Consider the following 22,138-nt stretch of genomic DNA (forward strand, 5'->3'; position numbering starts at 1 on the left):
CGAGACTAATACGGGAAAGGCAGCGCCGATGCCGCCAAGGGTAATCCGGTTGGCGTAGCCGACCAGCGGGTTCGTACGCTGTGGGCCATGACCGAATTCCCCGCGCCCGACGCGCTGCCCGAAGACGACCTGCCCGAACAGATGCGGGTGCGCCGGGACAAGCGCGACCGGATAATCGCGGAGGGTGTCGATCCTTACCCCGTGGAGGTTCCCCGCACCCACTCGCTCGCCGAGATCCGGGCCGCGCACTCAGATCTCGCGCCCGACTCCGCCACTGGTCAGACGGTCGGCGTCACCGGCCGGGTGATGTTTCTGCGCAATACGGGCAAACTGTGTTTCGCCACTCTTCGTGAGGGTGACGGCACGGAACTGCAGGCGATGCTCAGCCTCGCGAAGGTCGGCGCGGAGTCGCTCGCGTCGTGGAAGAGCGACGTCGATCTCGGTGACCACGTATTCGTCTCCGGCGAGGTGATCACTTCCAAGCGCGGTGAGCTTTCCGTGATGGCCGACAGGTGGCAGCTCACGTCGAAGGCGCTGCGGCCGCTGCCCAACACGCACTCCGACCTTGCCGAGGAAACGCGAATCCGGCAGCGTTATGTCGACTTGATTCTGCGTGATCGGGCCCGCGATGTCGTGCGTACTCGCGCCGGCGTGGTGCGCTCGCTGCGCGAGTCGTTCCACCGCCGCGGATTCACCGAGGTGGAGACGCCGATGCTGCAGACGCTGCACGGCGGCGCCGCGGCCAGGCCATTCGTCACGCATTCGAATGCGTTCGACCTCGAGCTGTACCTGCGGATCGCGCCGGAGCTCTACCTCAAGCGCTGCGTGGTCGGCGGGATCGAGAAGGTTTTCGAGATCAACCGCAACTTCCGCAACGAGGGCAGCGACTCCTCGCACTCGCCCGAGTTCGCGATGCTGGAGTACTACGAGGCCTACGCCACGTACGACACGAATGCCGTGATGACCCGCGAACTCATCCAGGAGGCCGCGGAGAACGTGCTGGGCACCCAGGTCGTGACCCTCGTCGACGGAACGGAGTACGACCTTTCCGGCGAATGGACGACGCTCGGCATGTACGAGTCGCTGTCGGAGGCATTGGGCGAAGAAGTGTCACCCGAGACTCCCGCCGAGCGGTTGCACAAGATCGCCAAGGCGCGCGAGATCGAGGTGGACCCGAAGCTCGGCCACGGCAAACTGGTCGAAGAACTGTGGGAACACCTCGTGGGCGACGATCTCTCCGCGCCCACATTCGTGCGTGATTTTCCCCTTGAGACATCGCCGCTGACCAGGCAACACCGCAGCCGGGCCGGCGTTGCGGAGAAGTGGGACCTCTACGTGCGCGGTTTCGAACTCGCCACGGGTTACTCCGAGCTGGTGGATCCGGTCGTGGAGCGGCAGCGCCTCACCGAACAGTCCCTCCTGGCGGCACAGGGTGATAGTGAGGCCATGCGTCTCGACGAGGATTTCCTTCGCGCCCTGGAGTACGGAATGCCGCCGAGCGGTGGCGTCGGAATGGGGATCGACCGGCTGCTCATGGCGTTGACCGGTCTCGGTATCCGGGAGACGATCCTCTTCCCCCTCGTACGGCCGGAATAACCCACCCGTCGGTAGGAACCGGCCGAGTTTATCTCAAACGAGATTTGCACGCGGCCGGACGAGCGGGTATTAATGTGAGTGACAAAGACTTCTGTCCCGGGGCTCGCCCCGTAACCAGATCATTCGCGTAAGCCCCGCAGGAGGAATCAGATGGCACAGAAGGTGCTCGTCTCCCTGGTCGATGACCTCGACGGCAGTGAGGCCGAAGAGACCGTCGAGTTCGGTTTGGACGGTGTGACCTACCAGATCGACCTGTCCTCGGAAAACGCCGAAGAGTTGCGCGACGCGCTGGCCCAGTACGTGGAGCACGCCCGCCGGGCCGGTGGCCGCAAGCGCGCCGCGCTGCGTCCGGTCGCGGGTGCGAAGGCCTCGGCCCGCCCGGCCACGGTCGACCGCGAGCAGAACCAGGCCATTCGCGCCTGGGCGCGCAAGAACGGTTTCGCGGTTTCCGACCGGGGACGGATCCCGTCGGAGGTCGTTGAGGCCTACCACCAGAAGAACTGAGGGGCACAACGAGGAGGGCGGCCGCCGGGTTATTTCCGGCGGCCGTTTTGCTTGTCCGGTTTCTGTCCGGTCGGCTGAACCCAGGGCGTTCGGCGACTTCAGCGGCTTGTGTTCACCGCGGCCCAGTGTTCAAGAGCGCTCGTTCTGCACCGGTACGGCGCGGCGGGCCGAACGGGCGAACTCGCCGGGCGTGGATCCGGTCACCGCGCGGAAATCACGGGTGAAGTGCGGTTGATCGCTATAGCCGAGCCGGGTGGCCAGGTCCGCGAAATCGGGACTGCCGGTGTCGGCGAGGTCGCGCGCGGCGTCGTTCAGGCGGTATATCCGGATCGCCCACTTGGGCGTGCAGCCGACGTGTTCCGCGAAGAGCCGCTGAAGTGCCCGTGCGGACAAGCCTGCGCTCGCGGCGAGTTGATCGACGCGCGTGATTTCGGGATCCTCCGCGATTGTTTCCACCGCCGCGGCGGCCGTCCGCGCGGCGGGCGGAAGAGTCGAGTGCATTGCGATCAGCAAGTTGTCGACTGCAGCGATCATTTCCTGATCGTCACTCGCATTTCGCACCGATTCGGCCACTTCGGTGCCGCCGCTGCCGAAGACGTCCTCCAACGGTACGGATCGGTCCGCGAGGATTCGTACGGGCGCGCCGAGGAACGGGCGGAAGCACCCCGGCCGGAACCGCACGCCGAGGCCGTGCGCGCGGCCCTCCAGCCGGTGCGTGAACAGCGTGTGGCCCGGGCCGTAGACGCCGCACGCGCCGGGGAAGAAGGTCACGTGCACCGCGACGTTGGGCAGCACGTGCTGGTCGTGGAAGCCGTCGAGGTCCCAGTGCAGCACCCAGTGGTAGTCGACGAACTGCGCGAGCGCGGGCGCCGGTGCGTGACGGGCGAGCGTGAACTTGGTGCGGGCCACCTGCTCGTCGACGATGCCGCGCGGGATCCGGCGCATGCGTGTCACGCTAGTGCGTCGCGTTCGTTCAAGACGCGCGTCGCGCCCCGCTGCTTGGCTTCACGCATGACCGACCACTCCGCCCTGCTGCGCCCGGCCGCGGCCGAATTCCTGCGCGTGGCGGCCGCCGCGCAATCGCTCACGGCGCCCACCCCGTGCACCGGTTACGACGTGCGTGGCCTGCTCAACCACCTGCTCTACTGGGGCCCGTGGCTCGCCGCCGCCGGCCGTCGCGAGACGTACACGGCGACCGGCACCGAAGCCGATGCTGCCCTCGTCGGCGAAGACTGGCTCGCGACGCTGGCGAAGCAGACCGAAGACCTCGTCGACGCCTTCGCGCCCGCAGGCGCGTGGGAAGGCCTGGCGACGCTCGGCTCGGCCACGATGCCCGCGGCGATTGTCGGCGACATGGTGCTTGGCGAGTTCGTCATCCACGGCTGGGACCTCGCCCGCGCGGCCGGCGCGTCGTTGATCTGCTCCGACGAGGCCGCGGAAGCCGTGTGCGCGTCCGCCGTCGCCATGGGCGAGCAGGCGCGGGCGATGGGCGTCTACGGTCCCGAGGTGCCGGTTCCGGCCGGCGCTCCGGCCCTCGACCGCGCGCTGGGCGCTTCGGGCCGCGACCCGGCCTGGCCCGCGTGACCTGCGCTCATCTCGAGCAGACGCGCGGACATTCCGCGCACTCGGTCTCGCCCGGCAGCAAATAGGAGAAGCAGCAGCTCTCCCGCCGCCGTTCCCAGGCGCGGTGCCCTTCGGCGTCCGTGGCCATGCGCAGGGTCGAGGCGGAGGTCAGCGGGCGGTACCGGTCGGCCAGCACCAACGCGGCGTCGGCGACCCCGGCGCCTTCCGCGTCCGGCGTCCCGCCCTGCCGGCCGGCCCACCACAGCGAGTTGTCCAGCGCGTCGGTGGCCGCGGCCCACAGCATGCGGCGGCCCAGGCGGCTGCTCGGCGCGTACGCGCGGACGAAGCGTGTGGCGTGTGCCACGAATTGGGCGCGCAGCACCCCGGCCAGCGCGCGTTCGTCGGCCACGACCGTGGCCTCGGGTCGCGCGGAACCGGGGTCGGTGGGCAGGCAGCAGAAGCTCTCGCCCAGCACGGCCATGCCCTCGGGGTGCGGACGGTCGGCGCCGAGCCCGAAGGCGAGCTGCTCGGGTTCGAGCGACGGAACGCGGCGTTCGTGGTGCAGCAGCAGCGCGCCGACGTACGCGGGCACATGCAGGTACCACGACATCACGTAACTCGCGGCCGTGCGCTCGGGCGCGGCGCCGTGGTTGTGGAGAAGCCACTTTTCCAGCCGTTCACGCCATTCGGTGAAAAGCTCGGGGTGTTCCAGCAGCTCGGCGCAGTGGAACCACCCGGTCGGGACGTCCCGCCGCAGCTCACCGCGCTCCTGGCGCCTCCCGACCCGCAGGAGCGAACTGGCGAGGCCGTCACCGACGTCGCCGACGCCGCGGGAAGACCGCTGCTGGTTCACCGCGGCCCTCCTCACCGGCCGTACTGATTAGGCGTGCCTAACCTTACATAGGTCGCGCGGTTGCGCCAATCGGGTGCCCACCTGGTGGAAACGGCCAGCTCCCGGATGTGTTCGCGCTGAGCGGACAGGGGGGTGCAGGCGGAATCCGAACGCGGGCCCGTACGTTCGACAAGAGGTAAAAGTGCAGGGCAACCGGATGTTGGATGGTGACCGGACGGGTCACCGGCCGGGTGCCAAAAGACCACCGCAAGCCGTAGTGGTACGCAAGCGCGACCGCTTGGCTACTACAGTGGTCTCACGGTGCTGTCCGTCGCGGGTGAAATCCCGTGACGGGAACGGGCCGCCGACGCAGCAGTCGAGGGAGTGCGCATGTTTGAGAGGTTCACCGACCGCGCGAGGCGGGTGGTCGTCCTGGCCCAAGAAGAGGCCCGGATGCTCAACCACAACTACATCGGCACCGAGCACATCCTCCTGGGTCTGATCCACGAGGGTGAGGGTGTCGCCGCCAAGGCGCTCGAGTCGCTGGGCATTGCCCTCGAGGGAGTGCGCCAGCAGGTCGAAGAGATCATCGGCCAGGGCCAGCAGGCGCCGAGCGGGCACATCCCGTTCACGCCTCGGGCCAAGAAGGTGCTTGAGCTGTCGCTGCGCGAAGCGCTGCAGCTCGGCCACAACTACATCGGTACCGAGCACATCCTGCTCGGCCTGATCCGCGAGGGTGAGGGCGTCGCCGCACAGGTGCTCGTCAAGCTCGGCGCGGACCTCAACCGGGTGCGCCAGCAGGTGCTGCAGCTTCTGTCGGGTTACCAGACCGGCGAGAAGTCCACCGAGAGCGGCTCGGGCCGCGGCGAGGGCACCCCGTCGTCGTCGCTGGTGCTCGACCAGTTCGGCCGCAACATGACCGTGCTCGCCCGCGAGGGCAAGCTCGACCCGGTCATCGGGCGCGGCAAGGAGATCGAGCGGGTCATGCAGGTGCTGTCCCGCCGCACCAAGAACAACCCGGTGCTCATCGGCGAGCCGGGCGTCGGCAAGACCGCCGTCGTCGAGGGCCTCGCGCAGAGCATCGTCAAGGGCGAAGTGCCCGAGACGCTCAAGGACAAGCAGCTTTACACGCTGGACCTAGGCTCGCTGGTCGCCGGCTCCCGCTACCGCGGTGACTTCGAAGAGCGCCTGAAGAAGGTGCTCAAGGAGATCAAGACCCGCGGCGACATCATCCTGTTCATCGACGAGCTCCACACGCTCGTCGGCGCGGGTGCCGCCGAGGGCGCCATCGACGCGGCTTCGATCCTGAAGCCGATGCTGGCCCGCGGTGAGCTGCAGACGATCGGTGCGACCACGCTCGAGGAGTACCGCAAGTACATCGAGAAGGACGCCGCGCTGGAGCGCCGCTTCCAGCCGATCCAGGTCGGCGAGCCGTCGCTCGAGCACACCATCGAGATCCTCAAGGGCCTGCGCGACCGGTACGAGGCGCACCACCGCGTCTCGATCACCGACTCGGCGCTGGTCGCGGCCGCCACGCTGGCCGACCGCTACATCAACGACCGGTTCCTGCCGGACAAGGCCATCGACCTCATCGACGAGGCCGGCGCCCGCATGCGCATCCGCCGCATGACCGCGCCGCCGGACCTGCGCGAGTTCGACGAGAAGATCGCCGACGTCCGCCGCGACAAGGAGTCCGCGATCGACGCGCAGGACTTCGAGCGGGCCGCCCGCCTGCGTGACGAGGAGAAGACCCTCCTCGGCCAGAAGGGCGAGCGCGAGAAGCAGTGGAAGGACGGCGACCTCGACGTCGTCGCCGAGGTGGACGACGAGCAGATCGCGGAGGTGCTGGCCAACTGGACCGGCATCCCGGTGTTCAAGCTCACCGAGGAGGAGACCACCCGGCTGCTGCGCATGGAGGAGGAGCTCCACAAGCGCATCATCGGCCAGGAGGACGCGGTCAAGGCCGTCTCCCAGGCGATCCGCCGTACGCGTGCGGGTCTGAAGGACCCGAAGCGCCCGTCGGGCTCGTTCATCTTCGCCGGCCCGTCCGGTGTCGGTAAGACCGAGCTCTCCAAGGCGCTGGCGGCCTTCCTGTTCGGCGAGGACGACGCGCTCATCCAGATCGACATGGGTGAGTTCCACGACCGCTACACCGCTTCGCGGCTCTTCGGTGCCCCTCCGGGCTACGTCGGCTACGAAGAGGGCGGGCAGCTGACCGAGAAGGTGCGGCGCAAGCCGTTCTCGGTGGTGCTCTTCGACGAGATCGAGAAGGCGCACCAGGAGATCTACAACACGCTCCTGCAGGTGCTCGAAGACGGTCGCCTCACCGACGGCCAGGGTCGCACGGTCGACTTCAAGAACACGGTCCTGATCTTCACCTCGAACCTGGGCACCTCGGACATCTCGAAGTCCGTGAGCCTCGGCTTCTCCTCCGGAGCGGACGTCACGAACCGCTACGAGAAGATGAAGCAGAAGGTCAACGAGGAAATGAAGAAGCATTTCCGGCCCGAGTTCCTGAACCGTATCGACGACATCATCGTCTTCCACCAGCTCACGCAGGAACAGATCATCCAGATGGTCGACCTGATGATCGGGCGCGTGGAGACGCAGCTCAAGGCGAAGGACATGGAGCTCGAGCTCACCGCGAAGGCCAAGGCTCTGCTGGCCAAGCGTGGCTTCGACCCGGTGCTCGGCGCCCGGCCGCTGCGTCGCACGATCCAGCGCGAGATCGAGGACCAGCTGTCGGAGAAGATCCTCTTCGGCGAGGTCGAGCCCGGCCAGATCATCCTGGTCGACGTCGAGGGCTGGAGCGGGAACCCCGAAGACCGCGACGACGAAGCGCACTTCACCTTCCGCGGTGAGAGGCGCCCGTCCTCGGTTCCGGACGCGCCGCCGGTCAGCATCGGCGCCTCGGAGCACGACACTGAGAACGACTGATCGCTTGACGAGGTGAGAAGGGCGGTTCCCCATGGGGAGCCGCCCTTCTCCGTATTGTGAAGTCAATGGGGGACTCACGACTCACGAACCACCTGCGCGCGGCCACGGTGTTGGCGCTGCTGAGCGACCGGCAGCTGACCGAACAGCTCGCGGCCGCCGAGGTCGTGTCCGAAGGCATCGGCGGCACGGGCGTGCGGCTCGACGTCGACGGCACTCCGGTGTTCGCGAAACGGGTGCCGCTGACGGAGCTGGAACTTCGGCATCCGCACTCCACGGCCAACCTCTACGACCTGCCGGAGTTCTGCCACTACGGCCTCGGCTCGCCGGAGGGCTCGGCGTGGCGGGAGCTGGCGCTGCACGTCATGGCCACCGGCTGGGTCCTCGGCGGTGAGTGCGAGTACTTCCCGCTGCTGCACCACTGGCGCGTGCTGCCGCTGCGGGCCAACCGTGTTCCCGATCGCCCGCTCGAAGCGGACGTCGAGTACTGGGGCGGTTCAGCCGCCGTGCGCCGGCGGCTGGAGGAGCTGGAGGCGGCCGAGGCGAGCGTGGTCCTGTTCTGCGAGTACTTGCCGACGACGCTGCACGCCTGGCTGCCCACGCACCTCGATCTGACGGAACGTGTCGAACAGCAGTTGTTCGAGACGGCCGGTTTCCTTCGCACACAAGGCGTGCTGCACTTCGACACCCACTTCGGCAACTTCCTCACCGATGGCGAGCGCCTCTACCTGACCGACTTCGGACTCGCCTTCGTCACGAGGTTCGACCTGAATGCCGCCGAGCGCGCGTTCGCCGAGGCGAATGTCGAGCACGATTCCGCGTACCTGGCCATGCACCTGACGCAGTGGCTGGTCACGGAGGTCTGCGGCACCTGGGACCGGGCCGAGCGCGTGGCCGCGGTCCGCCGTGCGGCCGGCGGGGAACTGCCGCTGCCGGAACCCGTGGCGTCGGTGGTCGCGCGGCACGCGAAGACGGCCGTGGAGTTCACCGACTTCTACGACCGGCTCCGTGCGGACCGCGAGGCGCCGTTCCCGAGCCTCAGTTCAACGTTCCGGCGCTGACGTCGAGGTCGTCCGCGGTGGTCAGCGCGGTCGTGATCACGACGTCCAACGCTTCGGCCGACTGCCGCACGTCGAGCGCCGGCCGGTCCGCACCGACCTGCTCCGGCGCCGACGGCACGTGGACGAATCCGCCTCGCAGCGAAAGGAATTCTTTGGCGGCCAAGTGCATCAGGCCGTAGAAGACCTGGTTGCACACATAGGTTCCCGCCGTGTGCGAAATCGCCGCCGGCACGCCCTTCGCCTGGATCGCCGCCACCGCCGCCTTGACCGGCAACGTGGTGAAGTAGGCCGCCGGGCCGTCCGCGATCACCGGCACGTCGACGGGCTGGTCGCCGGCGTTGTCGGGAATCCGGGAGTCGATCAGGTTGATCGCCACCCGCTCCGGCGTGACCGCGCTGCGCCCACCCGCTTCTCCCGCACACACCACCACACTCGGCTGGTGCAGCTCGATCGCCGCACGCAAGGCCGTCAGCGACGCGCCGAACTCCACCGGCAGCTCCACCGCGACTACGTCGTTTCGCCGTGCGGCCACCAGTTGCGCCGCCTGCCAGGATGGATTCGTCGCCGACCCGCCGAACGGCGCGAACCCCGTGAGCAACACCGTCATGCCGAAACTCCCTCCGAGAGGCCGAAGCCCAGAATAGGTTCGGACCATCCGGCTGGAAGCGAGGAGGGGTCCACGGGAGCATCTCGTGGGTGCCGCGCAAGTTCGCGACGTCGACGGGGTGCCCGTGGAGCACGGACGCGCCGTGGTCGGGGGCAAGCCGGGCCGCGGCTTGAAGCAGCGCGACGCCGACCCCGGCGCTGCCCAGCCGGCTCTGTTCACCGACACGCTGCAGACGTTCGAAGCAGTGGGTTCACCGAGATCGGCCGCACCCACCCGACGCGGCCGGTGCTGCGCAAGTACCGGCGTCGAACAGCGAGACGGCCTCCCCGGCAGCACCAGGGAGGCCGTCACGAGCGGAACCGAAGAGATCAAGCGGCCGGCTTCAGATCCCCCGGGTAGAGGTACTGATCGGACGGCTTGCCGGAGCCGTAGATCCACGCGTCGAAGAAGCCCTGCAGATCCTTGTGCGACACGGATTCGCAGTACTTCTGGAACTCCTGCATGCTCGCGTTGCCGTTGCGGTGCAACGAGTTCCACGTCTTGAGCACCTTGTCGAACGCGGCCTCGCCCATGTACTTGCTCAGGGCGTGCAGCGCGACCGGGCCCTTGGAGTACACGTAGGTGAACTCGTTGCCCGGGCCCATGTCGTAGAGCTTGCCGTTCCAGAACCGGTCGGACGCGGTGGCGACCTGCTGCCGGTACTGGTCGTCGAGGTTCACGCCGTTCTTGGCCTCGTCCCACAGCCATTCGGCGTAGGAGGCGAAGCACTCGTTGAGGCAGACGTCCTTCCAATGGTCCACGGCCACGGTGTCGCCATACCACTGGTGGGCGTTCTCGTGCACGATCGTGTCGACGTTGCCCGCGCGGCCGGAGTAGATCGGCCGGCTCAGGGTCTCCAGCGAGAACCCGATGGGCTCGGCCAGGTAGATGCCACCGGCGGCGTCCACGGGGTACTTGCCGAACTTCGACTCCAGGAAGTCGAGAATCTCCGGCAGCCGCGCATCGGCCTGCTTGGTCGAATCCGGCGTGCCGGGCGCGAAGGCGCTGACGATCGGCGTGCCGTCCTTGCGCTTGCGCTTGTCGAACGTCCACTTGTCGATGGCGACCGTGGTCATGTACGGCGCGGCGGGCGTGGTCTCGGCCCACGTGTGCGTCGTGCCCTTCGCCGTCTTGTGCGTGGCCAGCTCCCGGCCGTTCGCGATCACGCCCCAGGCGTCCGGGACGGTGATGGCGAGGTGGAAGGTCGCCTTGTCGCGCGGGGTGTCGTTCACCGGGTACCACGTGCTGGCCGACTTCGGCTCGCCGGCGACGAACGCGCCACCGGTCTCGGCGTACTGCCAGCCGTTGTCGCCCAGCGACGGGTCGCTGATCGGGGCGGGCACGCCGTGGTAGGTGATCACGGCGCGGAACGGCAGGCCGCGCAGCAGCGGGAGCAGCGGCGTGACCGTGAGCTCGTGGTCGCCGCTGCGGGTGAACTTGGCCTTGAGGCCGTTGACCCTCACCGAGTCGACGGTGAGGCCGTTGAGGTCGAGGTTGAACGAGCTCAGCGTCTGGGTGGCCCGCGCGCTGATCGTTTGCACGCCGGTGAGCTGGTGGCTGTCCGGCGCGTAGGTGACGGCGAGGTCGTAGTCGGCGACGTCGTAGCCGCCGTTGCCGTCCTGCGGGTAGTAGCTGTCGCCGGCTCCGTCGGCACCCGGTGTGCCCCAGCCGTACCCGTCCTGCCCTGCGGAGGCGATGCCGCCGCCCAGGCTCAGCGCGGCCAGCGTGGCGACGACCGTCACTGCCGGGCGACGCCAGCGGTGCTGCAGTCTCATGAACGCTCCTGTCTGCTGCTCGGGAAACCGTTTGCAACGTATCGCCGCGAAGGGCTGTTGATGGCTGCTGGTGGTGTTTTGTCCTGAAAGTCCACACTTACGTCGGTTCCCTGGCGGCCGTTCGGACCCGTCCTCAGCATCCGTCTGGAAAGCTGGTGGCATGCGCGTGGCGCTCCTGGGTCCGCTGCGGGCGGCCTGCGAGGACGGCACCCCGGTGGACATCGGCGGTGCGCGCCTTCGCATGCTCTTGGCCCGGCTCGCCCTCGACGCCGGCCACGCGGTGCCGGCCGAGATGCTCATCGACGGCCTGTGGGGCACCGAGCCGCCCGCCGATGCCGCCAACGCGCTGCAGTCGCTGGTCTCGCGCCTGCGCCGCGCGCTGCGGCCGGCGAGGGCCGAGCTGGAGTCCGGGGCGGGTGGCTACCGGCTCGCGTTGGCCGCGGACGCCGTGGACGCGCACCGGTTCGAACGGCTCGCCGCCGAGGGGCGTCGGGAGCTTTCGGCGGGCCGTGACTCGCGCGCGGCCGAGCTGCTGCGCACTGCTCTGGACCTCTGGCACGGCGCCGCGCTGGCGGACGTGCTCGACGCGCCGTTCGCCACCGCACCCGCGACGCGGCTGGAGGAGTTGCGCACGGAGGCCGCCGAGGACCGCTTCGACGCCGAGCTGCGCCTGGGCCGCCACGCCGACGTGCTCGCCGATCTCACCGCCGCCGCCAATGCCCACCCGTTGCGCGAGCGGCTCGCCGGCCTGCGCGTCCGGGCGTTGTGCTCGGCCGGCCGCCAGGCGGACGCGCTCGCCGCGTACAGCACGATCCGCGCGACGCTGGCCGACGAGCTGGGCGTGGACCCGTCGGCCGAGCTGCAGGAGATCCACCTGCAGGCGCTGCGCGGTGAGCTCGCGCCCGCCGCGCCGGTCACCGATCGGCTGCCGGTTCGACTCACGAGCTTCGTCGGCCGCGGCGACGAGCTGAAGCAGCTGTCCGAGCTGCTCGACGGTTCCCGGCTCGTCACGCTCGTCGGCCCGGGTGGCGCGGGCAAGACGCGCCTGGCGACCGAGGCCGCGGCGCGCCACCCCGCGCACGGGCCCGGGCGAGTCTGCTTCGTGCCACTCGCCGGCGTCCGTGACTCCGACGACGTGCTGGGCGCGCTGCTCACCGCGTTGGAGATCCGCGACCTGCGCGCGAGCGAGGCCGAGGTGCGCCGGCGGCCGACGGAGCTGATCGAGTACGCCGTCGAGGCCCTCAGCGGCAGCGAAGCCCTGCTGGTGCTGGACAACTGCGAGCACATCATCGAGCCCGCCGCGCAGCTGGCCGACGATCTGCTGCGCCGCGTGCCGGCGTTGCGCGTACTGGCCACCAGCCGTGAGCCGCTCGCGATCACCGGCGAAGCCCTTTGCCCGCTCGGCCCGCTGCCCGTGCCGGCCGAGACCACGCCGCCGGGCGAGGTGGGCGCGCTGGACTCGGCGCGGCTGTTTCTCGACCGGGCCATCGCCGTGCGCCCCGACTTCACCCTCAACGAATCCACAGTGGACGCGGTGACGCAGATCTGCCGCCGGCTCGACGGCATGCCGCTGGCGCTGGAGCTGGCCGCGGCGCGCCTGCGGTCGATGCCGGTCGCGAGCATCGCCGAACGCCTCGACGACCGCTTCCGCCTGCTCACCTCCGGCAGCCGCACGGCTCTGCCCCGGCAACGGACCCTGCGGGCCGTCGTCGAATGGAGCTGGGACTTGCTCACCGACGCGGAGCTCGCGCTGGCGCGACGGCTCGCCGTGTTCGCCGCGACGTTCGACGAGGAAGCCGTGACGGCCGTGTGCGCCGACGAGGACCTGCTGCCCGCCGAAGACGTGGTGTACGTCCTGGGTTCGCTGGTCGAGAAATCCATTGTGGACACCGTCGGCGGGCGATACCGCATGCTGGAGACGCTGCGGGTGTACGCCACCGAGCGGCTCACCGATTCGGGGGAGCCCCAGCGGTTGCGCGCGGCCATGGTGCGCTACTTCGTCGACCTCGTCGAACGCACCGAGCCGCTGCTGCGCACCCGCGATCAGCTCACTGCGATCGAGGTCTTCGAGAACGACAACGACAACCTCACCGCCGCCCTGCGCTCCGCCATCGAGTCGGAGGACGTCGATTCCTCCGGCCGCCTCCTCTACGGCCTGTTCTGGTACCTGTCGATCCTGGGCCAGGGTGAACGCGCCGAGCGGTTCGTGGTCGACGTGCTGGCCTTCGGCGACCGCCTCGCACCCGACGTCGCGGCGGCCCTGCGGCTGAGTCAAATGATGATGCACATGATGACCGGGCCCCAGGCGATGGCGGGCGCTCCGGACCTGATCGAGGAGTGCGTGCGCACCGGCGCCGCGAAGGGCAACCCGTGGCTCTCGCTCGCGCTGCCGATGGTCGCTTTCCTGAGCGGCCACCGCGAACTGGCGCGGCGCGAAATCAAGCGCGCGATCGGCGGCGGGGACCCCTGGAGCCGGGCCGCGGCGCACTGGGCCGAGAGCTTCGTGCTCGCCGACGAGGGCGACCTGGACGGGTCCGCCCGCGCCCGCGAGGAGGCCCACGCCGGCTTCCTCGCGATCGGGGACCGCTGGGGCCTGGCGATGACGTTCAGCTTCCGCGCCATGAGCCTGTCGCAGCGCGGCGACCACGCCGGGGCGATCGCGGCGTACACCGAAGGACTGCGGTTGGCCATGGAGCTGCGTTCGCAGGACGACGTCGTCCAGCAGTGGTGGCGCCTCGCCGTGGAGCGGTCGCGCGGTGGTGATCGCGACGGCGCCTGGCGGGAGCTGACCGCGGCCGAACGCTACGCGGAGAACAACGGCAAGCGCGAGCTGACCCTGATCCTCATGTTCGGCCGGCTCGAACTGCTCATCCGCGAGGGTCGGCTGGCGGATGCCCGCAGCGTGGGCGAGATCATCCTGCGCGGACGGGACGACTGGCCGTTCCCGGGCAGCTTCGAGGACGAGTGGTTCGGCATGATCCACGCCAGGATCGCGTTGGCGGAAGGAAAGCCGGACGAGGCGCTGCCGCACGCGGTCGCTGCCGTCCGGTCGGTCAGCCAGCGGATGGACATGCCCGATCTGGCCCAGATCGCCGAGGTCGTCGCGGAGATCCGCTACGCGCAGGGCCGGCTCGAGGCAGCGGCGCGCGTGCTGGCACTCAGCGCGTTGGTCCGTGGCGAGTTCGACCTCGGCAGCCCGGAAGTGGTCGGGCTGATCACCAGGCTGCAGGAGAACCTGGGCGCGGACCGGTACGCGAAGCTCGTGGCGGCCACCCGGGCGCTGGACCGGGCCGACGGAATCGCCTGGTTCACCGAGGAAATCGGCGGCTGACGAGCTCGGTCCCCTCCACCGCCCCGCGGTGGAGGGGACCGAGTGCCCCGTGTTCCGGTGTGGTCCTTTTTCGACAGTCGCTCAGACCCGGCGGCGGTAGGCCCAGGTCGCGAGCGGGAAGAACACCACCACGGCCCCGACCATCCACGCGAGCGCCCCGCCGAGCGGCCCGGCGACCGCGCCGCCGTTCATCAAGCCCCGCAACGCGTTGGCCATCAGGCTCACCGGGCTGATGTCCGCCCAGGCCCGCAGCCACCCCGGCATCGTCGCGGTGGACACGAACACGTTGCTGCCGAACGTGAGCGGCATGATGAACACGAACATCAGGCCTTGCGCGGCACCGGGCGACTTCATCAGCATCCCGACGAACACCGAGCCCCAGCAGAAGCACAGCCCGAACGCCAGCACCAGCAGGATCGCGGCCAGGAACTGCATCGGGCCCGTCTCGATGCGGTAACCCATCACCATCGCGACGACCATCAGCACGGCCAGGCACACGACGTAACGCACGAGGTCCGCCAGCACCGCGCCCACCAACGGCGCCGAGCGCGCGATCGGCATGCTGCGGAACCGGTCGAACACACCCTTGGTGACGTCGGCGTTCAGCTGCACGCCCACGGTCAGGCTGGCCTGCAGGATGTTCATCACGACCAAGCCGGGGACCAGGCTCTGCAGGTAGTTCGAGATGGACCCGCCCAGCGCGTTGCCGAACAGGTAGGTGAACATCAGCAGGAAGATGATCGGCATCAGCGTCACATCGGCCAGCTGCTCCGGGTTCTTGCGGATCTTCAGGATTCCGCGCCAGGCCAGGGAAAGCGCGTGCTGCGTGCCTTTCACCGGGCTGATGCGGCGGGGTGGATCGAGCGCGAGCGCGGTCACGCGAGGCTCCCTTCGAGCTGGGCGTCGGCAGTGGACGGTTCGGCGGAGTGGCCGGTCAGGGCCAGGAACACCTCGTCGAGGCTCGGCAGCCGCAGCGCGAGCTCGTCGGAGGTGATGCCGGCCTCGTCGAGCTTGCGCACGAGCGTGGACAGCAGGACCGGGTCGGACACCGGCGCGGTGAGCAGGCCCGTGTCGTCGTCGCGCGTCGGGCGGACGCCGGTGAGCTCGCCCAGGATGCGGGCGACAGCGTCGAGATCGGCGAGCGACGTCGGGCGTACTTGCAGCGTCTGGCCGCCCACGCGACGCTTGAGCTCGTCGGCGCGGCCGTCGGCGACCACGTGGCCGTGGTCGAACACGGTGATCTTGTCGGCCAGCTGGTCGGCTTCCTCCAGGTACTGGGTGGTGAGCAGTACCGTCGCGCCGTCGGCGACCAGGCCGCGAACGACGGCCCACACCTCGTTGCGGGCGTGCGGGTCGAGCCCGGTGGTGGGCTCGTCGAGGTAGAGCACCTCCGGCCGCCCGACGAGGCTCGCCGCGAGGTCGATCCGCCGGCGCATGCCGCCGGAGTAGGTGCGGATCGGGCGCTTGGCGGCGTCGGACAGCTCGAAGCGCTCCAGCAGTTCCTTCGCCCGGGCCTTGGCGTCGGCGCGCGACAGGTCGAGCAGCCGGCCGATCAGCACAAGGTTCTCGATGCCGTTGAGGTCCTCGTCAACCGACGCGTACTGGCCCGTGAGCCCGATCAGCGAACGCACCCGCACCGGGTCCTGCACCACGTCGAAACCCCCGACCGTGGCGTTTCCGGCGTCGGGCTTGACGAGCGTGGCCAGGATGCGTACCGCCGTGGTCTTGCCCGCGCCGTTGGGCCCGAGCACCCCCACCACCTTGCCGAACGGGACCTCCAGGTCCACCCCGTCCAGCGCCTTCGTCTCCCCGAACTGCTTGACCAGGCCCTCGGCCTTGATCGCAAACGACATGTGGTCCTCCTCCTGCTGTCGCCCTCCGGGCAACACAGTGGACGGCCGGCCTGTCAGGGCGCGCACAGCACGCTGACAGCGCCTGCCGCGGACCTGTCTTCCGCTGTCAGGAGTTGCGGAGGTGTTGTGGAGGTGCGGTGTCCGGGGCGCGCTCGCCCGGCTGGAGTCGGCATACTCGGCCCATGGTGATCAACGACCAGGTGCGGGCGCGGCCACGGAACCGGCTGGTCACGGGCGTCTTGCTGCTGTTCGGCGTGCCCCTGCCGGCGATCGCGGCGCTGCGCACGGTCGGCTACGACGGCGGCTGGTACACGCTCGTGCTGCTCGCGCTCACTCCGTACGCGATCGTGTACGGAGCGCTGCTGGGCGGCGTTTCGCTGGCGCTGCGCCGGTGGTGGACCGGCGGGATCGCGCTGGTGCTGGCGACCCTGCTGGCCGTGTTCGTGGCGCCGCGCGTGATGGCCGATGAGCAACCGGCCGTGGCGGGGAAGTCGCTGCGGGTGATGTCGGCGAACCTGTACCTGGGTCACGCCGACGCCGCCACGATCGTGAAGCTGGTGCGCGACAACCAGGTCGACGTGCTGAACCTCGTGGAGATGACCTCGGCTGAAGTGTCCGCTTTGGACAAGGCGGGGCTGTTCGGGCTGCTGCCGTACCGGGTGCTGCACGCGGCGCCGGGCGCGGACGGGTCGGGCATCGTGTCGCGCTACCCGCTCACCGAGGAGAACTACACGGGCGACTCCACCGCGAAGCAGCCCAGCGCGGAGGCCGACCTCGGCGGTGGCACGGTGGTGGAGCTCGTCGCGGTGCACCCGGAGTCGCCCGACACCGACGTCGACCAGTGGGAACGCGAGACGAAGGACCTATCGCGCGCCGCTGGTGAGCACGGCCTGCGCATGCTGGCCGGCGACTTCAACGCGACCCTCGACCACGCGGCCCTGGCCACCGTGCGGTCGCGCGGCTACCACGACGCCGCCGACGAACGCGGCGACGGCCTGCAGCCCACGTGGCCCGCTGATGCCACGCCGCTCGTTACGCTGGATCACGTGCTGGTGGACAAACGCGCGGCCGTCGAGGACTACCGCGTGTTCGACATGCCCGGAACCGACCATCGCGCTGTTTACGCCCAGGTGCGGTTGCCGTGACGATCTCGCTCCGTCCGGTCTCGGGCCCGGACGAATACCCGGAGCTGCTGGCGATCTGGCGCAGCGCGGTCGAGGCGACGCATGATTTTCTGACCGCCGACGATGTCTCGTTCTACGCTGAGCGCGTGCCGGGGTACTTCCCGCGGGTGGAGCTGACGGTGGCCACTGTGGACGGTGTTGCCGCCGGTTTTTCCGGGATCGCTTCCGGCAGCTTGGAAATGCTGTTCGTGCACGCCGATCACCGTGGTTCAGGGGTCGGGTCCGCGCTGCTGCGGGCGGCGTTGGCGGAGTTTCCTTCGCTGACGCTGGACGTCAACGAGCAGAACCCGCAGGCTCTCGGCTTCTACCTGCACCACGGGTTCGTGATCGCCGGCCGCTCGGCGACGGACTCCGAGGGCCGGCCGTTCCCGTTGCTGCACCTCAGGCGAGCTTGAGCAGCGTCTCCACCGCGCCGGCCGCGATCGACACGCCGCGCCCGTGGCGGATCTGCGGCTCGCGCGGGTTGATGCGCACGAGCGTGCCCGTCGCCGCGCTGGCCAGCTCGGCGTAGCGGCGGACGGTCGGCACGGCCTGGCCCGCGCCGAGCTCGACCACGGTGAGTTCGCGCTGGTCGCGGCGCCACGCGGTGAGCTCGTCGAGCTGGGCCTGGCTGCGCGTCGGAACCCACTCGAAGTCGCCGAACATCAGGATGTTGGGCCGGGCGAGGCCGCCGCAGCGTGGGCAGCTCGGCAGCGGCGGGCGGGCGCGCATGGTCGTTTCGTCGAGGTCCACGTGGACGTCGGTGGCCGGCCAGATGTCGTCCGTGCAGCCGTTGAGGCACTGCAGGTGGTGGATGGACCCGTGGGCCTCGGCGACGTGGCCGAAGCCCGCGACCTGGAACTGGCCGTCCACATTGGACGTGAAGACGCGGACGCCGCCGGGCTTCTTCTCGCCCCATTCGCGCAGCAGCTCGAAACCCCGGTGCGGCACCGTCTTCCGGTAAAGGTCGAGCCGGTGGCCGTAGAAGCCCCAGGCCAGCTCGGGGTCGTCGGCGAAGTGACGCGGGTCGGCCAGCTCCTCGAAGCTGAGGCCGAGCTCGGCGTACGGCGGGTACGCGCGCCAGAAGCCCTCGTCGCCGCGGAAATCGGGCAGGCCGGAGTCGACGCCCATCCCGGCGCCGGCGCACACGAGCAACGCGCCGGCACCGTGGATCAGGTCGGCCGCGCGGGCGAGTTCGTCACTCACCCGGCTTCGAAGCCTGAACGACCTCGAACTCGAGCAGGCTCGCACCCGACGACACCGGCTTCGCGCGCTCGCCCGCGTGGGCCTCGCGCGCCGGGCCGGCCGCCCACGCCTGGTAGTGCTCCTCCGACTCCCACTTCGTGTAGACGAAGTAGCGCGTCTCGCCGGAAACCGGGCGGAGGAGCTCGAAGCCGAGGAACCCGGCCTGGCTGTCGACGGCGTGCAGCCGCGCGGCGAACCGCTTCTCCAGCTCGGGGCCGGCGCCTTCGGGGACCTCGATCGCGTTGATCTTCACCACTGCCATGCCTCCAGCCTACTTCCGTCTTCCGCGCGAGGAAGTGGTAGTAACCGTCAAATAGTTGTGGCTATCACGTTGAGGCAGGTTTCGTGAACGGGGGCACCCCACGCGGGTTCTGATCTCGGGGGCGAGCAGCGCCGGCCCGGCGCTGGCGTTCTGGCTGGCACCGCTACGGCATCGAGGCGGCGCGGGTCGAACGCGCGCCCGCCCGCGGCCGGGTGGGCAGGGCGTGGACCTGCGCGGCGTGGGGAAAGTCGCCGCGGAGCGGATGGGCCTGCTGGTCCGCTACCTGGCGTTCTGGACCGCGCGCAACCACCTGGACCAGGAGAACTGGTCGCTGGTGCACAACGGGCCCGGACGCAGCATCGGCGTCCACACGATCAATTCGAACCAGGCCTTCACGCCTTCGCGTCGTTCCATTCCGATGACCTGCACCACGACTACCGGGACATCGCCTGGCAGAAGTCCTTGGTGCGCTCGCGGCTGTCGGGCCCGAGCTGGGAGACCCCGGAACTGGTGTCCCAGATCGGTGACGCTGCCGACTTCTACTTCGACTCCGTCAGCCAGGCCACCCAGAAACTGGGGTTCATGGGGGAAGATCACGAAGCACTCGCACGCGACCTGCAGCGCATCATCAAAGCCACAGCCAACGCGGTCGGCTCGCGCCAGGCCAACGAGCTGATCGACCGCGTCACCGGGCACCGGGGTGCCACTGACGCAGGCGCTGGTGGTGACGCGCAACTACGAGGACTGGGAGCACGCCAACGTCCAGGCGGGCATCGACGCGTACTTGGCCGAGCACGGCGTGCGGACGGACTGGTTCGGGATCGCCGGCGGGCAGCGCGGCCACGAGGACCTGGTGGGCATGCTGTTCGCCGCGCGGAACCACCGGCTGTACGAGCTGGGGGCCGTCGACTGCACGACCGCGACGAACGGGCCCGACGCGGCGGCGGAGGTCGTGCAGCTGGGGCTGGTGGGGACGGCCGCGCCGGACGGGACGTCGGTGATCGTCGGTGTGCGGGGGACGAACCAGCAGTACGGTCAGATGTATTACCGCCCGGAGGTGATCGCCGGGGAGCGCGCCGCGGCGACGGCCACGCCCGACCGCATCGAGCAGCTGATCGCGGAGCACGAGTGTTGCGTGGCCACGTGCTGGAGTTCGGCGTGAGCGAGCACAGCGGCAACGAGCTGCTCACTTTTCTGCCCCGGCCCGCGACCGGGCCGGAAGAGGTGGTGCTGCCCGAAGGTGTGCTCGACGCGGTCGAACGGCACACGCTTGGCATCGCGGAACACGGCGAACGCCTGCTGGCGGCCGGCCAGCACCTCAAACGCGGCGTGCTGCTGCACGGCCCGCCCGGTACCCGGAAGACGCACACCGTCCGCTACCTCTTGGGACGGTTGGGACGGCTGCCCGGCAGCACGGTCGTCATCCTCACCGGCTCGGCGATGCGTTTCGTCTCGAAGGCCGCCACACTCGCGCGCCGGCTGCAGCCCAGCGTCGTCGTGTTGGAGGACGTCGACCTCATCGCCGAGGACCGCGACCACGCCCGCGGCGGCACGCCGCTGCTGTTCGGCCTGCTCGACGCCATGGACGGCGTCGGCGGAGACGCCGACGTCAGCTTCCTCCGCACCACCAACCGCACCGGTGACCTGGAGAGGGCCCTGGCCGACCGGCCGGGCCGCGTGGACTTCGCCGTCGAGATCCCGCTGCCCGACGCCGCCGGCCGCACCGCGCTGCTCGCGCTGTACTCCCGCGGTCTCAAGGTGACCGCCGACCTCGCCCCGATCGTCGAAGCCACCGAAGGCATCACAGCGTCCTTCGTGAAGGAACTCCTCCGCCGGGTAACGCTGCGCAGCCTCGCTGCCGATCCTGACTCCGACCAATGCGTACCAGGTCACTCCTGGGCGCCTCGGCTCAGGGACGGAGCGTGCCCGGGTAGAGGTCCGCGTCCGACGGGAGTTTCGCCGTGCGGAACCAGTCGTCCAGGAAGGGGCCCAGGTCCTGGCCGGCCAGGTGGTTCACCAATTTCGTGAATTCGGCCCACGTGGCGTTGGCGTGGCGGTGCTCAGCGGGCCAGTCGCGCAGCAGGGTGGAGAACGGGCCGTCGCCCATGCGTCGGCGCAGGGCGTGCAGGGCGAGGATGCCCTTGTCGTACACGGCTTCGAACTCGTGGCCGGGGCCCGGGTCGACGAGTTTGCGGTTCCAGAAGTCCGTGCTGGCGTGGGTGATCTCGAGGGCTGCGCGGTAGCGGTCGTCGAGGTTCTGGCCCTCGCGTTCGGACCAGAGCCACTGCGCGTACGACGCGAAGCACTCGTTGAGGCAGACGTCCGACCACGAGTCGAGCGACACGGAGTCGCCGAACCATTGGTGGGCGTTCTCGTGCACGAGGGTGAGGACGTCGGCCCACTTCGCGTACGTCGGGCGCGTCTGCGTCTCCAGCGAGAAGTGGATGTCCTCCGCGAGGTAGATGCCGCCGGCGGCGCTTTGCGGGTATGGCCCGAACTTGCTGCTCAGGAACGCCAGGATGTCCGGCAGCCGGTCGCCGCTCGCCTCGAGCGACTCGGCGCCCGGCGCGTACGCCGACACCACGGGCGTGCCGTCGGGCAGGGAAGAGCGCTTCACCGTGAACTTGTCGATCGCGATCGTCGTGAGGTAGCTGGCCACGGGGTTCGGCTCGGTCCAGGTGGTGGTGGTCTTGCCGCCGGCCGAAGAACTGCCTCGCTCACGGCCGCCTGCGATCACCGTCCAGCCGTCCGGCACGTGCGCGGTCACGCTGAACGTGGCCTTGTCGCGCGGGGTTTCGTTCACCGGGTACCAGAACGCCGCCGAATGCGGCTCGCCCACCATGAACGCGCCGCCGTCGGCCGAGCGGCTCCAGCCGGTCTCGCTGCCGCCGTCGTGCTCGGTCTTCGACGGATCGCCGGAGTACCGTACGCGGGTGCGATACGTCGTGCCTGCGCGCAACGGCTGCGGCGGCGTGATCACCAGCTCGAAGTTCTTCTCCCGGCTGAACTTGGCGGGTTTCCCGTCGACCTCGACCGACGCCACGTCAAGCCCCCGCAGATCCAGGTCGAACCGGCTGAGGTCCTGCGTGGCCTTCGCCGTCACGGTCGTGTCGCCGTCGAGGTGGCTGCTCGCGGGGTCGTAGCCGACGTCGACGTGGTAGTCGAGTGCGTCGTAACCGCCGTTGCCGTCCTCGGGGTAATACGGATCGCCGGCGCCGCGCGCCCCCGCGGACGGATGCAGCGGTGCGATGTCCGGATTGTCCGCACTGCACGCGGACAGCGCGAGCACACCGGCGAGGGCGAAGACGGCGGTTCGGTGGCTGCGCATCGTTTCACCCTAAGGGCTCGGGTGTGATTGGCTACCGGACGAAAC

Annotated in this window: 19 protein-coding genes; 10 read left to right on the plus strand and 9 right to left on the minus strand. The window is 69.5% G+C overall.

Annotated features, from left to right (window positions below; translation table 11 throughout):
* Window positions 1–87 precede the first annotated feature (87 nt).
* Window positions 88–1,596 carry a lysine--tRNA ligase gene (lysS, locus tag AB0F91_RS32035; RefSeq protein WP_360603562.1) on the plus strand — a complete coding sequence of 503 codons (1,509 nt, stop codon included), beginning with the start codon at window positions 88–90 and terminating at the stop codon, window positions 1,594–1,596.
* Window positions 1,597–1,746: 150 nt separating this feature from the next.
* Complete coding sequence (locus tag AB0F91_RS32040; protein WP_285971935.1) at window positions 1,747–2,100, plus strand: Lsr2 family protein; 354 nt, start codon at window positions 1,747–1,749, stop codon at window positions 2,098–2,100.
* A 129-nt stretch (window positions 2,101–2,229) separates the two neighbouring features.
* Here AB0F91_RS32040 and AB0F91_RS32045 read toward each other — a convergent pair whose 3' ends face one another.
* A complete protein-coding gene (locus AB0F91_RS32045; RefSeq protein WP_360603564.1) occupies window positions 2,230–3,045 on the minus strand; it encodes a helix-turn-helix domain-containing protein in 816 nt (271 codons plus the stop codon).
* Between the two features lie 66 nt (window positions 3,046–3,111).
* Here AB0F91_RS32045 and AB0F91_RS32050 point away from each other — a divergent pair, with 66 nt between their 5' ends.
* On the plus strand, window positions 3,112–3,684 hold the full coding sequence (locus AB0F91_RS32050; protein ID WP_360603566.1) for a TIGR03086 family metal-binding protein: 573 nt from the start codon (window positions 3,112–3,114) through the stop codon (window positions 3,682–3,684).
* A gap of 7 nt (window positions 3,685–3,691) precedes the next feature.
* Here AB0F91_RS32050 and AB0F91_RS32055 read toward each other — a convergent pair whose 3' ends face one another.
* The gene (locus tag AB0F91_RS32055) at window positions 3,692–4,516 is read right to left on the minus strand and encodes a (2Fe-2S)-binding protein (protein ID WP_360603568.1); all 825 of its coding nucleotides are present in this window, start codon (window positions 4,514–4,516) and stop codon (window positions 3,692–3,694) included.
* Window positions 4,517–4,885: 369 nt separating this feature from the next.
* Here AB0F91_RS32055 and AB0F91_RS32060 point away from each other — a divergent pair, with 369 nt between their 5' ends.
* A complete protein-coding gene (locus tag AB0F91_RS32060; protein ID WP_360603570.1) occupies window positions 4,886–7,432 on the plus strand; it encodes an ATP-dependent Clp protease ATP-binding subunit in 2,547 nt (848 codons plus the stop codon).
* 65 nt (window positions 7,433–7,497) lie between these two features.
* On the plus strand, window positions 7,498–8,490 hold the full coding sequence (locus AB0F91_RS32065; protein WP_360603572.1) for a hypothetical protein: 993 nt from the start codon (window positions 7,498–7,500) through the stop codon (window positions 8,488–8,490).
* Here the strand turns inward: AB0F91_RS32065 and pcp are convergent.
* Together pcp and AB0F91_RS32075 are read right to left on the minus strand one after the other, a co-directional pair.
* A complete protein-coding gene (gene pcp, locus AB0F91_RS32070; protein ID WP_360603574.1) occupies window positions 8,468–9,097 on the minus strand; it encodes a pyroglutamyl-peptidase I in 630 nt (209 codons plus the stop codon). The genes AB0F91_RS32065 and pcp overlap by 23 nt on opposite strands.
* Window positions 9,098–9,465: 368 nt before the next feature.
* Entirely contained in the window at window positions 9,466–10,911 is a 1,446-nt protein-coding gene (locus tag AB0F91_RS32075; RefSeq protein ID WP_360603576.1) for a M1 family metallopeptidase, read from the minus strand.
* Between the two features lie 160 nt (window positions 10,912–11,071).
* Here AB0F91_RS32075 and AB0F91_RS32080 point away from each other — a divergent pair, with 160 nt between their 5' ends.
* The gene (locus AB0F91_RS32080) at window positions 11,072–14,242 is read left to right on the plus strand and encodes a BTAD domain-containing putative transcriptional regulator (RefSeq protein WP_360603577.1); all 3,171 of its coding nucleotides are present in this window, start codon (window positions 11,072–11,074) and stop codon (window positions 14,240–14,242) included.
* An 81-nt stretch (window positions 14,243–14,323) separates the two neighbouring features.
* Here the strand turns inward: AB0F91_RS32080 and AB0F91_RS32085 are convergent, their stop codons facing one another.
* Together AB0F91_RS32085 and AB0F91_RS32090 are read right to left on the minus strand one after the other, a co-directional pair.
* A complete protein-coding gene (locus AB0F91_RS32085; protein WP_360603579.1) occupies window positions 14,324–15,121 on the minus strand; it encodes an ABC transporter permease in 798 nt (265 codons plus the stop codon).
* Complete coding sequence (locus AB0F91_RS32090; protein WP_360603581.1) at window positions 15,118–16,095, minus strand: ATP-binding cassette domain-containing protein; 978 nt, start codon at window positions 16,093–16,095, stop codon at window positions 15,118–15,120. The genes AB0F91_RS32085 and AB0F91_RS32090 overlap by 4 nt, the downstream gene beginning before the upstream one ends.
* 182 nt (window positions 16,096–16,277) lie before the next feature.
* Here AB0F91_RS32090 and AB0F91_RS32095 point away from each other — a divergent pair, with 182 nt between their 5' ends.
* Entirely contained in the window at window positions 16,278–17,240 is a 963-nt protein-coding gene (locus AB0F91_RS32095) for an endonuclease/exonuclease/phosphatase family protein (protein WP_360603583.1), read from the plus strand.
* On the plus strand, window positions 17,237–17,674 hold the full coding sequence (locus tag AB0F91_RS32100) for an acetyltransferase (RefSeq protein ID WP_360603585.1): 438 nt from the start codon (window positions 17,237–17,239) through the stop codon (window positions 17,672–17,674). Before AB0F91_RS32095 ends, AB0F91_RS32100 begins: the two co-directional genes overlap by 4 nt.
* On the opposite strand, the gene AB0F91_RS32105 is transcribed toward AB0F91_RS32100, so the two are convergent.
* Window positions 17,661–18,464: a Sir2 family NAD-dependent protein deacetylase gene (locus AB0F91_RS32105; protein WP_360603587.1), complete on the minus strand. Its 804-nt coding sequence runs from the start codon at window positions 18,462–18,464 to the stop codon at window positions 17,661–17,663. The genes AB0F91_RS32100 and AB0F91_RS32105 overlap by 14 nt on opposite strands.
* Entirely contained in the window at window positions 18,457–18,765 is a 309-nt protein-coding gene (locus tag AB0F91_RS32110; RefSeq protein WP_220244783.1) for an antibiotic biosynthesis monooxygenase, read from the minus strand. The genes AB0F91_RS32105 and AB0F91_RS32110 overlap by 8 nt, the downstream gene beginning before the upstream one ends.
* A gap of 700 nt (window positions 18,766–19,465) precedes the next feature.
* Between AB0F91_RS32110 and AB0F91_RS32115 the strand changes: the two genes are divergently transcribed.
* Both AB0F91_RS32115 and AB0F91_RS32120 read left to right on the plus strand, forming a co-directional pair.
* Window positions 19,466–19,927, plus strand: coding sequence for a hypothetical protein (locus tag AB0F91_RS32115; protein ID WP_360603589.1), 462 nt, complete (start codon window positions 19,466–19,468; stop codon window positions 19,925–19,927).
* Entirely contained in the window at window positions 19,894–20,793 is a 900-nt protein-coding gene (locus tag AB0F91_RS32120) for an ATP-binding protein (RefSeq protein ID WP_360603591.1), read from the plus strand. The genes AB0F91_RS32115 and AB0F91_RS32120 overlap by 34 nt, the downstream gene beginning before the upstream one ends.
* Here AB0F91_RS32120 and AB0F91_RS32125 read toward each other — a convergent pair.
* Window positions 20,675–22,093 carry a M1 family metallopeptidase gene (locus AB0F91_RS32125; RefSeq protein WP_360603593.1) on the minus strand — a complete coding sequence of 473 codons (1,419 nt, stop codon included), beginning with the start codon at window positions 22,091–22,093 and terminating at the stop codon, window positions 20,675–20,677. The genes AB0F91_RS32120 and AB0F91_RS32125 overlap by 119 nt on opposite strands.
* Window positions 22,094–22,138 lie beyond the last annotated feature (45 nt).

Source organism: Amycolatopsis sp. NPDC023774 (assembly GCF_040639695.1).
Classification (GTDB): domain Bacteria; phylum Actinomycetota; class Actinomycetes; order Mycobacteriales; family Pseudonocardiaceae; genus Amycolatopsis.

Coding starts and splice junctions, on each gene's coding strand:
- lysS (WP_360603562.1), top strand. CDS start 88: ATGACCGAATTCCCCGCGCCCGACGCGCTGCCCGAAGACGACCTGCCC.
- AB0F91_RS32040 (WP_285971935.1), top strand. CDS start 1,747: ATGGCACAGAAGGTGCTCGTCTCCCTGGTCGATGACCTCGACGGCAGT.
- AB0F91_RS32045 (WP_360603564.1), bottom strand. CDS start 3,045: ATGCGCCGGATCCCGCGCGGCATCGTCGACGAGCAGGTGGCCCGCACC.
- AB0F91_RS32050 (WP_360603566.1), top strand. CDS start 3,112: ATGACCGACCACTCCGCCCTGCTGCGCCCGGCCGCGGCCGAATTCCTG.
- AB0F91_RS32060 (WP_360603570.1), top strand. CDS start 4,886: ATGTTTGAGAGGTTCACCGACCGCGCGAGGCGGGTGGTCGTCCTGGCC.
- AB0F91_RS32065 (WP_360603572.1), top strand. CDS start 7,498: ATGGGGGACTCACGACTCACGAACCACCTGCGCGCGGCCACGGTGTTG.
- pcp (WP_360603574.1), bottom strand. CDS start 9,097: ATGACGGTGTTGCTCACGGGGTTCGCGCCGTTCGGCGGGTCGGCGACG.
- AB0F91_RS32075 (WP_360603576.1), bottom strand. CDS start 10,911: ATGAGACTGCAGCACCGCTGGCGTCGCCCGGCAGTGACGGTCGTCGCC.
- AB0F91_RS32080 (WP_360603577.1), top strand. CDS start 11,072: ATGCGCGTGGCGCTCCTGGGTCCGCTGCGGGCGGCCTGCGAGGACGGC.
- AB0F91_RS32090 (WP_360603581.1), bottom strand. CDS start 16,095: ATGTCGTTTGCGATCAAGGCCGAGGGCCTGGTCAAGCAGTTCGGGGAG.
- AB0F91_RS32095 (WP_360603583.1), top strand. CDS start 16,278: ATGGTGATCAACGACCAGGTGCGGGCGCGGCCACGGAACCGGCTGGTC.
- AB0F91_RS32110 (WP_220244783.1), bottom strand. CDS start 18,765: ATGGCAGTGGTGAAGATCAACGCGATCGAGGTCCCCGAAGGCGCCGGC.
- AB0F91_RS32125 (WP_360603593.1), bottom strand. CDS start 22,093: ATGCGCAGCCACCGAACCGCCGTCTTCGCCCTCGCCGGTGTGCTCGCG.